15 protein-coding genes are annotated in these 13620 nt (G+C 72.7%); 10 read left to right on the top strand and 5 right to left on the bottom strand.

Going from position 1 to position 13620, the window contains the following annotated elements; translation table 11 throughout:
* Positions 1-346 precede the first annotated feature (346 nt).
* Both AB0761_RS14455 and AB0761_RS14450 read left to right on the top strand, forming a co-directional pair.
* Positions 347-1033: a FadR/GntR family transcriptional regulator gene (locus AB0761_RS14455; RefSeq protein ID WP_377269401.1), complete on the top strand. Its 687-nt coding sequence runs from the start codon at positions 347-349 to the stop codon at positions 1031-1033.
* 144 nt (positions 1034-1177) lie between these two features.
* The gene (locus tag AB0761_RS14450; protein ID WP_377269400.1) at positions 1178-1630 is read left to right on the top strand and encodes a hypothetical protein; all 453 of its coding nucleotides are present in this window, start codon (positions 1178-1180) and stop codon (positions 1628-1630) included.
* A gap of 51 nt (positions 1631-1681) precedes the next feature.
* Here AB0761_RS14450 and AB0761_RS14445 read toward each other — a convergent pair whose 3' ends face one another.
* Both AB0761_RS14445 and AB0761_RS14440 read right to left on the bottom strand, forming a co-directional pair.
* Positions 1682-2431 (bottom strand): TetR/AcrR family transcriptional regulator, encoded by a 750-nt coding sequence (locus tag AB0761_RS14445; RefSeq protein WP_377269399.1) that lies wholly within the window; start codon positions 2429-2431, stop codon positions 1682-1684.
* A 70-nt stretch (positions 2432-2501) separates the two neighbouring features.
* The gene (locus AB0761_RS14440) at positions 2502-3458 is read right to left on the bottom strand and encodes a diiron oxygenase (protein WP_377269398.1); all 957 of its coding nucleotides are present in this window, start codon (positions 3456-3458) and stop codon (positions 2502-2504) included.
* A gap of 156 nt (positions 3459-3614) precedes the next feature.
* On the opposite strand from AB0761_RS14440, the gene AB0761_RS14435 reads away from it, so the two are divergent.
* Positions 3615-4625 carry a Gfo/Idh/MocA family protein gene (locus AB0761_RS14435; RefSeq protein WP_377274090.1) on the top strand — a complete coding sequence of 337 codons (1011 nt, stop codon included), beginning with the start codon at positions 3615-3617 and terminating at the stop codon, positions 4623-4625.
* A gap of 106 nt (positions 4626-4731) precedes the next feature.
* On the top strand, positions 4732-6432 hold the full coding sequence (locus tag AB0761_RS14430; RefSeq protein WP_377269397.1) for a DUF885 domain-containing protein: 1701 nt from the start codon (positions 4732-4734) through the stop codon (positions 6430-6432).
* A 195-nt stretch (positions 6433-6627) separates the two neighbouring features.
* Here AB0761_RS14430 and AB0761_RS14425 read toward each other — a convergent pair whose 3' ends face one another.
* Together AB0761_RS14425 and AB0761_RS14420 are read right to left on the bottom strand one after the other, a co-directional pair.
* Positions 6628-6933 (bottom strand): hypothetical protein, encoded by a 306-nt coding sequence (locus AB0761_RS14425; RefSeq protein WP_377269396.1) that lies wholly within the window; start codon positions 6931-6933, stop codon positions 6628-6630.
* Between the two features lie 202 nt (positions 6934-7135).
* Positions 7136-7492 carry a helix-turn-helix transcriptional regulator gene (locus tag AB0761_RS14420; RefSeq protein WP_377269395.1) on the bottom strand — a complete coding sequence of 119 codons (357 nt, stop codon included), beginning with the start codon at positions 7490-7492 and terminating at the stop codon, positions 7136-7138.
* Between the two features lie 307 nt (positions 7493-7799).
* Between AB0761_RS14420 and AB0761_RS14415 the strand changes: the two genes are divergently transcribed.
* From AB0761_RS14415 to AB0761_RS14395, 5 genes are all read left to right on the top strand, one after another.
* Positions 7800-8015, top strand: a complete 216-nt coding sequence (locus AB0761_RS14415; RefSeq protein ID WP_377269394.1) for a hypothetical protein — start codon at positions 7800-7802, stop codon at positions 8013-8015.
* Positions 8016-8113: 98 nt separating this feature from the next.
* Positions 8114-8332, top strand: coding sequence for a hypothetical protein (locus AB0761_RS14410; RefSeq protein ID WP_377269393.1), 219 nt, complete (start codon positions 8114-8116; stop codon positions 8330-8332).
* Between the two features lie 98 nt (positions 8333-8430).
* Positions 8431-10365 carry a hypothetical protein gene (locus AB0761_RS14405; protein WP_377269392.1) on the top strand — a complete coding sequence of 645 codons (1935 nt, stop codon included), beginning with the start codon at positions 8431-8433 and terminating at the stop codon, positions 10363-10365.
* 30 nt (positions 10366-10395) lie between these two features.
* Positions 10396-11127, top strand: a complete 732-nt coding sequence (locus AB0761_RS14400; RefSeq protein WP_377269391.1) for a hypothetical protein — start codon at positions 10396-10398, stop codon at positions 11125-11127.
* Positions 11128-11284: 157 nt separating this feature from the next.
* A complete protein-coding gene (locus tag AB0761_RS14395; RefSeq protein ID WP_377269390.1) occupies positions 11285-11533 on the top strand; it encodes a DUF397 domain-containing protein in 249 nt (82 codons plus the stop codon).
* A gap of 61 nt (positions 11534-11594) precedes the next feature.
* Here AB0761_RS14395 and AB0761_RS14390 read toward each other — a convergent pair whose 3' ends face one another.
* Positions 11595-12788, bottom strand: coding sequence for a PLP-dependent aminotransferase family protein (locus AB0761_RS14390; protein ID WP_377269389.1), 1194 nt, complete (start codon positions 12786-12788; stop codon positions 11595-11597).
* Between the two features lie 472 nt (positions 12789-13260).
* On the opposite strand from AB0761_RS14390, the gene AB0761_RS14385 reads away from it, so the two are divergent.
* Entirely contained in the window at positions 13261-13467 is a 207-nt protein-coding gene (locus AB0761_RS14385) for a hypothetical protein (RefSeq protein WP_377269388.1), read from the top strand.
* Positions 13468-13620: the final 153 nt, after the last annotated feature.

Raw genomic sequence — 13620 nt, 5'->3', positions numbered from 1 at the left:
ACCCCCTGGGCTCCGCGCCTGTCTCCTCGCGGCCGACATCCCCCCAGGGCCGCGCGGACGGATCCGGCCCCTGCCGAGCCGTCGGACACCCGGCGGGCGGCAGGGGCCGGACCGCGCTGTTCCGCACCGGGTTGTTCCGCACCGCGCTGTTCCGGGCCGCGCTGTTCTGAACCGCGTTGCCTCCGGGCCGCGCTGTTCTGAACCGCGTTGCTCCGGACCGCGTTGTCCCGGACCGCGTTGTCCCGGACCGCGTTGTCCCGGGTCGCACGCAGCGGTTGTAGCCGTACCGGCCGCCGACCGCCACAATGGACGGACGTCTGCGGTGGGGATCAAGGGAGGTGGGCCGGTGTCGGTCACGGACGAGGCCATCACCCGGATCCGGGAGATGATCGCCTCCGGCCGGCTGCGTCCGGGCGACCGGCTCCCCAGGGAGGCCGACCTCGCCGCGATGCTGGGCCTGTCCCGCAACTCGCTGCGTGAGGCGGTCCGTGCGCTGTCGCTGATCCATGTCCTGGACGTCCGGCAGGGCGACGGCACCTATGTCACCGGCCTTGAGCCGGAGCGGCTGCTGGAGGCGGTGGGCTTCATGGTGGAGCTGCGCCACGGCGGTTCGCTGCTGGAGGTGCTGGAGGTCCGCCGGATGCTGGAGCCCGCGGCGACCGCCACCGCAGCGCTGCGGGCCACCGCGGAGCAGCTCGCCGGCCTGGAGGAGCTGCAGCGCCGGGCGGAGGCCGCCACCACCGTGGAGGAACTGGTGGAGTGCGATGTGGACTTCCACCGGGGGATCGTGGCCGCCGCCGGAAACTCGGTGCTCAGCGGGCTGCTGGCGCAGATCGGCTCCCCCACGGTCCGCGCCCGGGTGTGGCGGGGCCTCACCGACGAGGGAGCCCTGGCCCGTACGCTCGCCGAGCACCGGGCGATCCTGGACGCCCTGCGGGCCCGCCGGGCCGACCTGGCGCAGGCCTATGCGCTGGTGCACATCGCCGGTGTCGAGGAGTGGCTGCGCTCCTCCACCGCTCCGACCGGGGACTGACCTCCGACCGGCCGTCCGCGCAGCACCCCTGGCCTGTCCCGGACGCCCCGCCGGCCCCTACCTCCAGCCCGGCGACGTCATGGAGCTGGAGATCGAAGGCCTCGGCCGCCGGCGCCAGACCTTAGGCAAGGCCTGACCGCCGGAATGCGGATCACCGGACTGCGCACCGTCGACCTGCGCACCGTCGACCTGGGCTTCCCCACGTCCCGGAAGCTCGACGGCTCCGACGCGATGAACCCCGACCCCGGCTACTCCGCCGCCTCTGTGGTGATCACCACCGACGACCCGGCCATCCCCGAGGGCTATGGCTTCGCCTTCACCATCGGGCGCGGCAACGATGTCCAGGTCGCCGCGATCGGGCACTGCGCGGCCATGTCGAGGGTCTGGACGCCCTGGCGGTCTTCGCCGACACGGGAGCCTTCTCGCGCTCCCTGGTCCACGACAGCCAACTGCGCCGGCCGGGACCGGAGAAGGGCGTCATCCACATGGCGGTCGCCGCCGTGGTCAACGCCCTGTGGGACCCGTACGCCCGGTACGGGCGCACACCGCTGTGGATGCTGCTCGCCGACCTGGACCCGGAGCGCATCGCCGACCTGATCGACTACCGCTACCTCGGCGACGCCCTCACCCGCGACGACGCCCCGCTGCTCAGGCCGGTGCGGCGTCCGCGGCGCCGGCGGAGCGCAGCAGCAGCGCGGCCACACCCGAGGACGGCCCGTCCGCCGTCTCCAGGGCGAGCATCGCCGACAGGGCCTGGGCCGCCTGGGAGTCATGCAGCGCCGTCACCGCGAACATCGCGGTGAACTGGTCCACCAGCCAGTCCCGCAGCTCCTCCCGGGGGATCCTCCGGCCCTCGTCGAGCCAGGTGAGGGCGGAGGCCTCCACCACCGAGATCCAGGAGCGCACCAGCAGCGCCAGCCGGGGACCCGGCTCACGCACCCCCAGATGCCGCATCACATGCCGGAAGGCCGCCCGCCGGACGTCGTCCACGATCGCCGAGGTCCGCTCGGTCTCCACCACCGAACCACCGCGCAGCAGCGCACCGTATCCGGCGTCATGCTCGGCCACAAAGCCGAAGTAACGATCCAGCACCTGTGCCAGACGGCGGCTCGGCGACCCGGTGGCGGGCTGGACGAAGCGCCGGGTCAGCTCCTGTGCGGCGCTGCGCAGCGCCGCCTCGTACAACTGCTGCTTGCCGCCCGCGAAGTAGCGGTAGACCAGGGGCCGGGACGCCCCGGCGGCCTCCGCCACATCGTCCAGCGAGACCTCCTCCGGCGGGCGCGTGGCGAACAGCTCCAGGGCGACCGCGATCAGCTGCTCGCGACGCTGCTCCACCGGGAGCCTGCGGTAGGCGCCCCGGCGGGGGCGCTCGGCGGTGGGTGCTGCTTCGGCGTGCATGGCGGCCAGCCTAACGGCCACCGCCGTCGGCGCTCAGGGGAGAAGCAGTCAGGACCGCCGCAGTCGGGGCTCAGGCAAGCAGTCCGGACCGCCGCCAGGCGTGCTTCGCCGGACCGGCCAGCACACCGATCTCGTCCAGGAAGGTGGTGAGCCGCTGCGCCGACCACTGCAGGGTGGCCCGGCGGTGCTCACTGCCTCTGGCCTGCTGCAGTGCCACCTTGGGATCCAGGCCGACCTCCGTGTACACCCGGGGGCTGATCAGCGAGCGGGCGATGACCACCGCGGCCTCGCCGGAGGACAGCCGGGTCCACTGCCGCTCCCAGGCCGGGCAGTCGGTCATCTGGCGGCGGAGCTCCTCACGGGCGTAGCGGACGTGCCGTGACTCCTCCACCACATGGATCCGGGTGACTCCGCGGATCAGCGGCTGGATCGTCTCGTCGGGGAAGGTCTGGCGCTGCATCTGGTCGAGGATCTCCTCCACCAGCAGCGTCGCGGTGAAGGCGCCCGGGGTGGTGGCGATGGTCTTCAGCACCCGGCCGAGGAAGTGGGTGAGCCCGGTCGGCCGGTAGACGGGGGTGCCGAGCTTCTGGATCAGCCGGGCGAACATCTTGGAGTGGCGGCACTCGTCGGCCATCTCGGTGAGGGCGTAGCGCACATGGCGGCTGGTCGGGTCCAGGTCGTAGATGTGCCGGGTGAGCAGCTGCATCAGGATGATCTCGAACCAGATGCCGGCGCCGGCCAGGCTGGCCGCCTCGTGCCGGGAGAGCTCGATCCGCTGCTGCTCGCTCATCCGCTCCCAGAGCGGGGTGGCGTAGAGGGAGACCAGGCGCTCCGGCAGGAACCACTTGCCCTCCTCCAGCGGGGCGTCCCAGTCCAGATCGGTGTCAGGGTCGAAGGAGTGCCGGTCGGAGGCGGCCAGCAGCCGTTCGGCGACCTGCTCGCGGTCGGTCAGCTCGCCCAGCGCGTCCCGCATCGCGGTCGCCGCCTCCACCGCGCGGTCCGCGTCCGGACTCTCGAGGGCCCTCATGCCCATGGCTCGATCCCCTCATCTGTACAAGGGCCGCCGGACGGCGGCCCTTCCGCCTTATGAGACTCTCTGTCAGTAGGATCGTCAACCCCTGTGCCGCCACTTCCCGTTCACCTGGCGGCCCGGCCGTACCACGCGACCGCCGCAGCACGTACGCTGCCGAAGGTGACCACCGCTGCCCATCGCCCCGTCCGCTGGGGCATCATCGCCACCGGCGGCATAGCCGCCTCCTTCGCCGACGACCTGCGCCTGCTCCCCGACGACGCCGAGCTCGCCGCCGTGGGATCCCGCTCCGTCGAGTCCGCCCGCCGCTTCGCCGACCGGCACGGGGCAGCCCGCGCCTACGGCACCTGGCAGGACCTGGCCGACGACCCCGACATCGATGTCGTCTATGTCGCCACCCCGCACTCCGCCCACCACGCCGCGGCCTCCCTCTGCCTGGAGGCGGGCAAGGCGGTGCTCTGCGAGAAGCCCTTCACCCTGAACCTCGCCCAGGCACAGGACCTCGTCACCCTCGCCCGCAAGCGCGAGCTGTTCCTGATGGAGGCCATGTGGATGTACGTCAACCCCACCGTGCGCCGCATCCAGCAGCTGGTCGCCGACGGCGCCATCGGTGAGGTCCGCTCCGTCCACGCCGACTTCGGCATCTCCGTGCCCTACCAGGCCGGCCACCGGCTGCACGACCCCGCCCAGGGCGGCGGCGCCCTGCTGGACCTCGGCGTCTATCCGGTCGCCTTCGCCCAGCTCTTCCTCGGCACGCCCACCGCGGTCTCCGCCTGGGCCGCCCTCAACCCCGAGGGGGTGGACGAGAACACCGGCATCCTGCTCGGCTACGACAGCGGTGCGGTGGCCAACCTCTCCTGCTCGCTGACCACCGCCACCTCGCAGTACGCCGCCGTCAACGGCACCCGCGGCAGGATCGTCGTCGCCCGGGACTTCTTCCACCCCGACGCCTTTGTGCTGCACCGCGACGGTCACGACCCGGAGTCCTTCACCGTGCCGAGGGGGCCGGGCAACGGCTATACCCATGAGGCCCTGGAGGTGACGCGCTGCCTGCGGGCCGGGGCCACCGAGTCGGACCTGGTACCGCTGGACGGCAGCCTCTCCCTGATGGCGACCCTGGACACCGTCCGCGACCGCATCGGGCTGCGCTACCCCGACGAGTGACCCGCGGAGCCGGCCCCGGCCGGCCCGCAGCCCCGGCAGCAGCGGCCGGTGGCGCTCCCTGCGGCAAAGGGCAGCGCCACCGGGTCCGCTGCGCCAGGATGACGGAATGGCCGAACAAGCGACCACCACCGCCGCCGACCGGGCGACCCCCCGGCGTACTGCCGATGCCTATGTCCATGCGCTCGCCGACCTCGATCCGTCGCTCGCCACCTATCTCGGGCTCAACCCCGCAGACGACCGCCTCCCCGACCTGTCCCCCGACGGCCTTGCGGCCACCGCTGCGCTGGCCCGCAGCACCCTCGCGGAGCTTGACACCGCGGACACCGCCGTCGCCGCCGATCCCGCCGAGGCGCGCTGCGCCAGGCTGCTGCGGGAGCGGCTGACCGCCCAACTCGCCCTGCACGACACAGGGGAGGAGCTGCGTGCCGTACGCAATCTGGGCTCCCCGCTGCATGGACTGCGCGATGTCTTCACCCTGATGCCGGCCGCCGGCGACGCCGACTGGGCGGTGATCTCCCGCCGGATGGCCCGCCTCCCGCAGGCCCTGGACGGCTATCGGGCGACGCTCGCCGAGGGTGCGCGGCGCGGACTGCTCTCCGGCCCGAGACAGGTCTCCACAGTGGTCGGGCAGCTCGCCGAGTGGCTGGACTCCGGCGCCGGACGCAGCTGGTTCGCCGACTTCGCCGCCAGCGGCCCCGAGACCCTGCGGGCAGAGCTGGACGACGCCGCGGCCGCCGCCGCCACGGCGCTGGCAGGCCTTCGCGACTGGCTCCGCGACAGCTACGCCCCCGCCGCGGCCGCCACCGCGGACACCGTGGGCCGGGAGCGCTACGCCTGTCTGGTCCGCTACTGGACCGGGGCCGAACCGGACCTGGACGAGGCCTTCGCCTGGGCCTGGAGCGAGTTCCACCAGCTGGACGCGGAGATGCGGGCGGAGGCGGGCCGGGTGAAGCCGGGTGCCACCCCGCTGGAGGCCATGGCGTACCTCAAGGAACACGGCCCGGCGATCGAGGGCGCCGAGGCGACCAGGGACTGGCTCCAGGGGCTGATGGACCAGGCGATCCAGGACCTCCAGGGCAGCCACTTCGACCTCGCGGAGCCGCTGCTGCGGGTGGAGTCCATGCTGGCGCCGCCCGGCAGTGCCGCCGCCCCCTACTACACCGCGCCGTCGCTGGACTTCTCCCGCCCGGGCCGCACCTGGCTGCCCACCCGCGGTCAGCACCGCTTCCCCACCTGGGACCTGGTCTCCACCTGGTACCACGAGGGCGTCCCCGGCCACCACCTCCAGCACGGGCAGTGGAAGTACGTCGCCGACACCCTCTCCACCTACCAGACCACCCTGGGCAGGATCAGCGCCAACACCGAGGGCTGGGCGCTGTACGCCGAGCGCCTGATGGACGAGCTGGGCCATCTCTCCGACCCCGCCGCCCGGCTGGGCTACCTCAACGCCCAGATGCTGCGGGTGCTGCGGGTGATCGGTGACATCGGCATGCACCTGGGGCTGGCCTTCCCCGCCGACTCCCCGTGCCGGCCGGGGGAGCCGATGACCCCGCAGGCCACCCGGGAGTTCTTCGGCCGTTACTGCGGACTCGCGGCGGACTACCTGGACAGCGAACTGGTCCGCTATCTGGGGATGCCGGGCCAGGCCATCACCTACAAGCTGGGTGAGCGGGCCTGGCTGCGGGGCCGTGCGGCGGCGAGGGCCGCCCGCGGTGCCGACTTCGACCTCAAGGCGTGGCACATGGCCGCGCTCTCGCAGGGGTCGCTGGGTCTGGACGACCTGGTGGAGGAGCTCTCCCGGCTCTGACCGCACCCCGCGGCGGCCCCGGCGAGCTTCTGCCGGCGGCCGCCGCCGGGGCCGGCCGCCGGACGGGGCGGGGGTGCGCGGCGCCGGAGGCCGGGCCTGCCGGCGTTCTGCTGCTCACCCACGGCCACCGCGGGGTGCGGCACCTCCCTGGTGCCGGCCGGAGTGGCCGGCGGCGGGGGTCCGTTGCGCAGTGCGCTAGCCGGCCACCGTATCCGCGCGATCGTCGTCGCAGACCAGCACGGATGCGCCGGCCAGCACCTCCTGGCGGCCCTCGCCACGGCGCAGGGCAGCCAGGCACTCCTGGAGCCGGCGCATCTCCTGCCGGGTCAGCAGTGCGGCCACCAGATCCAGCGCCTGCGGCCCGTCGGGGACCGGGTCGTCGGGCAGCAGCACCACCACCGAGCCGGTCCCGGGCCGGCGGGCCACCGCGGCCGCGGGGCAGCCGCGCACTCCGTGCACCACTGTCAGACGCGGTCGGCCGGGCCGCCGTTCGATCGGCATGGGTCCCCCACGGCCCGGCGGGTCCGCGGCTCTCACCGACCCCGGGGCAGAAGGCGACGATAGGCGCGGCGCTCAGCCGCGGTCGCGGGCCGAACGGCGATATCCCCCAACGGGAACCTGTACTTCCTCAATTGTGACGAGATCCGCGACCGGAGGTGTGGGCCGCAGCCGCCGTGCGATCCGCAGGAGGTGCCCGGAGCGGTCAGCCGCCCCGCCGCAGCAGTGACTCCACCAGCGCCGCGACGTGCCTGCGGTCCTCCATGGAGAGCTGCTTCAGGCTGGCGATCAGCACATCCACCTCGGGGTCGCGCGCCTCGTCGGCGTAGAGGTGGATCCCGCAGGCCTCGGCGGCGGCGCCGCGCACCGTCTCCAGCGGCAGCTCCAGCCCGCGGGCCAGACCCTCCAGGGTGGCCGGCTGGGGCATCCGGCGGATCGCCTCCACGGTGGCCAGGTGGTGCACCGTCGACCGGGGGACGCCGCCGCGCCGCGCCACGTCGCCGTACGACCAGCCGTGTCGGTCCAGTCGTTCCCGGATCAGCTCCTGCAACGCATTGGCCACTGGTGGTCGCTTCCTGCTCGGGCTTACGGCGGGCCCAGTCTAGGGCCGGACATCCTGCGCCGAAGCGGTCGGGCGCCCTCGCAGGGGTGCGGCCGGACGTCCCGCCCGAGGGCCGCGCGCAGCCGGTGACGTCGCTCGCTGTTACAGGTCTGTTGCACACAGCTGCCGGAATCGGCTTGCGGCGTCCGGTCGGGCCCGACTACTGTCCAATCTCGTCGGACAGGACGTCCGAACGGATCGGACAGTCTCGGGGGGGTTCCTGAGCGGTTCGGACCGAAATCTGCCTATCCCTGAGGGGGAGAAGACCATGCTTGACCCGCGTGAGCTCGACGCCGAGTCCGCCGACCTGCTGCCCGGCCGCGAGGCCCTCACCAAGTTCAGCCTGAGCATCACCAAGGCGGTCAACGTCACCAAGCACGTGGCCAACGTGAGTGCGGAGAACAGCTCCCAGGCCGTCAACCAGTGGTCGCCCGCCGCCGTGGCGCAGGCCTCCGCCGGACAGTCGATCAGCATCAAGCAGTGACGCAGCGTCAGGCAGTCGCCTGACCGCGAACCGCACCCCGTATGGAACCACCCACCGGCGGCGCACACCCCGCCGGTGGGGTACGCAAGGAGACAAACATGTCCATGAACATCGACGAGCTGGCCGCCGAGTCCGCCGACCTGCTGCCCGGTCGCGAGGCGCTCACCAAGTTCAGCCTCAGCTTCGCCAAGACGGTCAACGTCACCAAGCACGTGGCCAATGTCGCCGCCTCCAACGAGTCGCTGGCGCTGAACGACCACTCGCCGTTCGCCGTCGCCCAGTCCGCGGCGAACCAGTCCATCTCCATCAGCCAGTAACACGCACCACCCGCGGTGGCGGGGGCGAGGCAGGAGTCGCCCCCGCCACCGCGGCGCGCATCGGCCCGCGGGGGAGCGGGCCCAGGGGGAGGACAGTCATGACCGCGCTCGACGACCAGGGCGGGAGCCCGGGGCCCTATGCCCCGGCCCAGGGCCCCGGGCAGCAGTACGCCTGGTACACCTACGAGGCCCTGGCACCGGAGACGGAGCCCGAACCGGAGCCTGAGGACGACGACGCGCTGCCGCCCCGCCTCAGCGCCGGCCTGAAACTGCACGGCGAGTACCGCGGCTCCGGTTTCGCCGAGCCCCGCTACATCGCCCGCCGCGGCGACGGGCAGGTGGTCCAGCTGACCCGGCTGCTCTACCTGGTGGCCTGCGCCGTGGACGGCGTCCGCGACCGCGAGCGCATCGCCTTCCGGGTGAGCGCCGAGTTCGGCCGCGAGGTCAGTCCGGACAACATCGCCTATCTGCTGGAGAACAAGCTCCAGCCGCTGGGCATCACCGTCCCGCCCGGTCAGGACGACGACCAGGTCGACGCCCCCCGGACCGACCTGCTGCTCAGCCTCAAGGGCCACAAGGTCCTCTTCAACGAGCGCCGGGTCGCCCGGATCTCCCGCTCGCTCTCCTGGCTGCACCGGCCGCCCGCGGTGGCCGCCGCGCTGCTCGCCGCAGCCGGGTTGGACGTCTGGTTCTTCGGCTGGTTCGGTGCCATGACCCCGGTGCTGCACACCCTGGAGCAGCCCGTGCTGCTCCTGGTGGTGCTCGGGCTGACGGTGGCCTCCATGGTCTTCCATGAGTTCGGCCATGCCTCCGCCTGCCGGTACGGCGGCGCCCACCCCGGCTGCATCGGGTGCGGGCTCTATCTGATCTGGCCGGCGATGTACACCGATGTCACCGACGTCTACCGGCTGGGCAGGGGCGGCCGCATCCGGACCGACCTGGGCGGCATCTACTTCAATATGGTCTTCATCCTGGGCCTCTTCGGAAGCTACTTCCTGACCGGGCAGCAGGTCTTCCTCGCAGCGGCCTATCTGGCCCACTTCGAGGTGCTGGAACAGCTGATGCCGGCACTTCGGCTGGACGGCTACTACATCCTCGGAGACCTGGCAGGCGTCCCTGACCTCTTCGGCAAGATCAAACCGATCCTGCTGAGCATGGTCCCCGGGCGCCCGGTGCAGCGCGAGGTCGCCGACCTCAAGCGCTCCGCCCGGGTGGTGGTCACCGGCTGGGTGCTGATGATGGTCCCGCTGGTGGTCGGAGAGCTCTCCTACGCCCTGTGGAACCTGCCGCGCATCCTCTCCACCGCCCAGCGGTCCCTCACCGACCAGATCACCGGCACCGCCGCCGCCTTCCGGGAGGGGGCCGTCGCCGAATCCGTCCTCGGCGTCGTGGGCTCGGTGCTGCTGATCCTGCCCATGGCAGGCATCGCCTATCTGGTGGTGCGGGTCGGGCACCGGCTGATCCGGTCCGCGGGCCGGGCCACCGCGGGGCGGCCCGCCGCCAGGATCGGGCTGCTGGTCGGCATCGGCTGCGTCGGCGCCGTCCTGGTCGGCGCCTGGACGCATGGGCTCACCCCCAAGCCGCTGCCGCCCGCCGCACCCATCGTCCCCGCCCTGCAACCCAATCTGCCGAGCCACCCGGCAACCAGCACCCCGGGCACGGCACCCGGGCCCGGCCGCGGCTCCACCCCGGGCCGCATCCAGCAGCACACCGCGACGGCGACACCCGGACCCTCCGCGGCCACCGGTGCCCCGAGCGCCTCCGCCACCGGCGTGCCCTCGACCGGCCCCTCGGCGTCCGGGGCGGCCGCGAGCACCACGCCGCGCGCCAGCGCCACAGCGCAACCGGCGGGAGCCACTCCGCCCCCGGCCGGGACGAGCGCTTCGCCATCGGCGAGCAGCCCGGTCTCGGAGAGCGCCCAGCCGCCCGTGGAGACCAGTGCCCCACCGCCGTCGGAGAGCAGTACGCCGCCGCCGAGCGACACACCGCCGCCGACCGACACCGCGCCGCCTGCCTCAGTGCAGCCGAGCTGAACCATCGACCAGCGCAATCGGAGACAGTCCATGACCCAGACCCACCATCGCAAAGAGCGCCCTCAGCGCGCCCAGCAGCTGCTGCGCATCGGCCTGCTGGCCACCGCCGGACTGGCCGCCGTCGCCACCGCCGCCCCGGCCGAGGCCGTGGTCGGCCCCGCTCCGGCCTCCTCGGGGCTCACCATGCCCGAGGTGCACGTCGCGGTGGACGGGGCGATCAGCAACGCCAACCGGGTCCACACCCGCGACTTCAGGGCCTCGCTCTCCATCCACGAGTACGGCGACACGGTCGGTGCCGGCGTCGTCAACCAGGCCCTGGCCTCCTCCAGCGGCTGCACCGGAAGCGAGCACTGCCGCTCGGTGGCGATCTCCTTCCAGATCGTCACCATGGGCGGCAGCCACCTCCATCTGGACGCCAGGAATGTCAGCCGGGCCACCAACAACCACTGCACCGGCTGCCAGACCATGGCCGGGGCCTACCAGTTCATCGTCGACACCCCGCAGCCGATCCACCTGAACAGCGCCGACCGGGCAGCACTCGCCCGGATCCAGCGGGAGCTCCAGGCGCTGCGCGGCACCAGCGACTCACCCGCCGCCCTCAAGCAGCAGGCGGACAATCTGGCCGCCCGGGTGGTCTCCGTACTGAAGTCCGCGGCCGGCCGCACATCCGCCCATGCGGCGCCCACCCGGGCGGGCTTCTTCGCCTCACCCACCTCGCCCCGGATCACCGTGCACTCCCTGATGGACGGCTGGCCGTCCTAGGCCCGATCGCCCCGGCCGGAGACTGGTCCCGGGCCGGATCCTGCGCCGGATCCCGGGATCATGACTCCGAGTAACTGTTCGAGTCGCGTACGTGTGCGGCGCGAGGCAGGCTGGTGCCGGGCGCGGCGAAGGGCGCCGGTCCGGCAAGGAGACAAAGATGTCTGCAAAGACCAACCGGGAGAAGACCACCCGGCAGCAGCACGAGAAGGCCGGTCGTCAGGAGTGGCGCAAGAGCAGCCACAGCAATGGCGACTCCACCTGTGTCGAGGTGGCGCCCGCCCCGGACGGCGGCGCATCGATCCGCGACTCCAAGGACCCTCAGGGCGCGGTGCTGACCTTCAGCGCCCGTGAGTGGCAGGCCTTCCTCGACGGTGCTCGGGACGGCGAATTCAGCCACCGCCCCTGACGCGACGTCAGCGGTCGGCCCCGCCCTGTCCCAGGCGGGGCCGACCGTCGTTCACAGGACCTCAGTCCTCGGCGAAGACCCCTGCGAGCCGCTTGAGGCCCTCGTCGATCTCGCCCGGCGTATGCGTGGTGAAGGACATCCGCAACGCCGCCCGGTCCGCCGGGCCCGCGAAGAACGGCGCCCCCGGCACATAGGCCACATCGCGTGCGACGGCCTCCCGCAGCAGCGCCGTGGCATCCATACCGTCGGGCAGCCGAACCCAGAGGAACATCCCGCCTTCCGGCCGGTTCCAGGAACTGCCCTGGGGCAGGGCGCCCGGCAGGCCGGCGAGCATGGCGTCGCGGCGCTCCCGGTAGGCGTCGCGCACCCGCCCCAGATGTCCGTCCAGGTCCGTGTCTGCGAGATAGCGTGCGGCAGCCGCCTGGTCGACCGTGGAGGAATGCAGGTCCGCCGCCTGCTTGGCGATCACGCAGGCGCGGCGCAGCAGGGCCGGTGCGCGCAGCCAGCCCAGCCGCATACCGGGCGCCATGATCTTGGAAAAGCTGCCCAGCAGCACCGTTCGGTCGGCCGCCGCCTCCAGTGAGGCGATCCAGGGTTCCGGCTCCCCGTCGAAGCGCAGCTCACCATAGGGGTCGTCCTCCACGATCCACAGTCCGTGCCGGGCGGCCACCTCCGCCACCGCCTGCCGCCGCTCCGCGGAGAGCGTACGACCGGTGGGGTTCTGGAAGTTGGGGATGACATAGAGCAGCTTGGGCTGCTCCCGGACCACCAGCTCCGCCAGCGCCTGCGGGTCGATCCCCGAGTCGTCCGACGGGACCGGCACCACCCGCGCGCCTGCGAAGCCGAAGCACTGCAGCGCCGCCAGATAGGTGGGGTCCTCCACCAGCACGACATCGCCGGGTTCCAGCAGCGCCATCGACAGCAGCGTCAGCGCCTGCTGCGAGCCCACGGTGATCAGCAGATCGTCCGGTGAGCTCGCCAGTCCCCTCGCCGAGAGCCGCTGCGCCACGGCCGCCCGCAGCGCCGGGTCCCCCTCGGTGGTCGAGTACTGCAGCACCCGGTGCGGCTCCTCCGCCAGCACCCGGTCGTACGCCGCCCGCAGGCCGGCCCCGTCGAACAGTTCCGGCGCGGGCAGCCCGCCCGCAAAGGAGATCACTTCCGGGCGTGCGGTGAGCGCGAGGATCTCGCGTACGGGAGAGGCGCCCACCGTGGCGGCGCGCACAGCAAGGGCAGGGGCAGCGACCGGTGACATCATGGCCGCAGCCTAGGGACTGCGGAGCATGCGTCCCAGCAGATTCCGGGATGTGAACCTCGGCCCCGGGCCCGGCTCCGGGCGCCTGCCGTGCCCCCGCCCCGGGTGTCGCCTCCGCGCCGGCCTCGCGTATCCGCCTTTGTCGCAGACGCCCCGCAGATGTCCTGCCGAGTCCGGTGCGGCCATGTCGGGTGCCGTCGCGCGTGGGTGCGGCCCCGGGCGAGCCGCCCATGGGTGACGCGGGAGCCTCCGGGGCCGTGCGGCGGGTGGGCCCGGCGGGGGTCGGCGGGCTTCCGGAGCAGCGGGTGGAGGTGCCACGGATTGCCCACACCGTCCGGTTCCCAGAATCAGTACATTCCAATAGATCGAGTGTCATTGCGGGCGCGCCGCGGGTTCTGGGGCCCCTCCGCGAGCGAACGTTTCCTTGTCCAACCCGTGCAGGCGCTCACCGCGTCTGCTGTGACAGGAGACCGTTATGCGCGTAGCCCGTTTCGCCGCCGCCCTCGGCGTGGCCCTGGCCGCCGTTCTGGCCGGCACCGGCACCGCCGCCGCTGCCACTCCCACCAAGGCCGCCACTCACGAGGGCTGGCACCGCTTCGACCACAACCGCCACGGCCACTTCTTCTGGGACGCCCGCCGTCACCACCGTCACCACCACCACCGTGGCCACCGCTTCCACTGACACCAGCGGCAGTTGACCACAGGCCGCCGGTAAGAGCGGCCCCGGGCGCCCTCCGGGGATGGCGCCCGGGGCAACCGGCTCACCCGCGCAGGGACCCCGGACGGCAGCGGCTCTGCTGCCGTCCGGGGTCCGGGAGCATCAGCGAAGCGACCA

The sequence above is a fragment of the Peterkaempfera podocarpi genome (assembly GCF_042466665.1).
In the GTDB taxonomy this organism is placed as follows: Bacteria; Actinomycetota; Actinomycetes; order Streptomycetales; family Streptomycetaceae; genus Peterkaempfera; species Peterkaempfera podocarpi.
Note: the sequence above shows the minus strand (reverse complement) of the source record. Positions and strands in the feature narration are given on the sequence as shown.

Bases quoted from the DNA above. Each gene is read 5' to 3' on its own strand.
- AB0761_RS14450 (WP_377269400.1), top strand. From the start codon at position 1,178: ATGCGGATCACCGGACTGCGCACCGTCGACCTGCGCACCGTCGACCTG.
- AB0761_RS14445 (WP_377269399.1), bottom strand. From the start codon at position 2,431: ATGCACGCCGAAGCAGCACCCACCGCCGAGCGCCCCCGCCGGGGCGCC.
- AB0761_RS14440 (WP_377269398.1), bottom strand. From the start codon at position 3,458: ATGAGGGCCCTCGAGAGTCCGGACGCGGACCGCGCGGTGGAGGCGGCG.
- AB0761_RS14430 (WP_377269397.1), top strand. From the start codon at position 4,732: ATGGCCGAACAAGCGACCACCACCGCCGCCGACCGGGCGACCCCCCGG.
- AB0761_RS14425 (WP_377269396.1), bottom strand. From the start codon at position 6,933: ATGCCGATCGAACGGCGGCCCGGCCGACCGCGTCTGACAGTGGTGCAC.
- AB0761_RS14415 (WP_377269394.1), top strand. From the start codon at position 7,800: ATGCTTGACCCGCGTGAGCTCGACGCCGAGTCCGCCGACCTGCTGCCC.
- AB0761_RS14410 (WP_377269393.1), top strand. From the start codon at position 8,114: ATGTCCATGAACATCGACGAGCTGGCCGCCGAGTCCGCCGACCTGCTG.
- AB0761_RS14405 (WP_377269392.1), top strand. From the start codon at position 8,431: ATGACCGCGCTCGACGACCAGGGCGGGAGCCCGGGGCCCTATGCCCCG.
- AB0761_RS14400 (WP_377269391.1), top strand. From the start codon at position 10,396: ATGACCCAGACCCACCATCGCAAAGAGCGCCCTCAGCGCGCCCAGCAG.
- AB0761_RS14395 (WP_377269390.1), top strand. From the start codon at position 11,285: ATGTCTGCAAAGACCAACCGGGAGAAGACCACCCGGCAGCAGCACGAG.
- AB0761_RS14390 (WP_377269389.1), bottom strand. From the start codon at position 12,788: ATGATGTCACCGGTCGCTGCCCCTGCCCTTGCTGTGCGCGCCGCCACG.
- AB0761_RS14385 (WP_377269388.1), top strand. From the start codon at position 13,261: ATGCGCGTAGCCCGTTTCGCCGCCGCCCTCGGCGTGGCCCTGGCCGCC.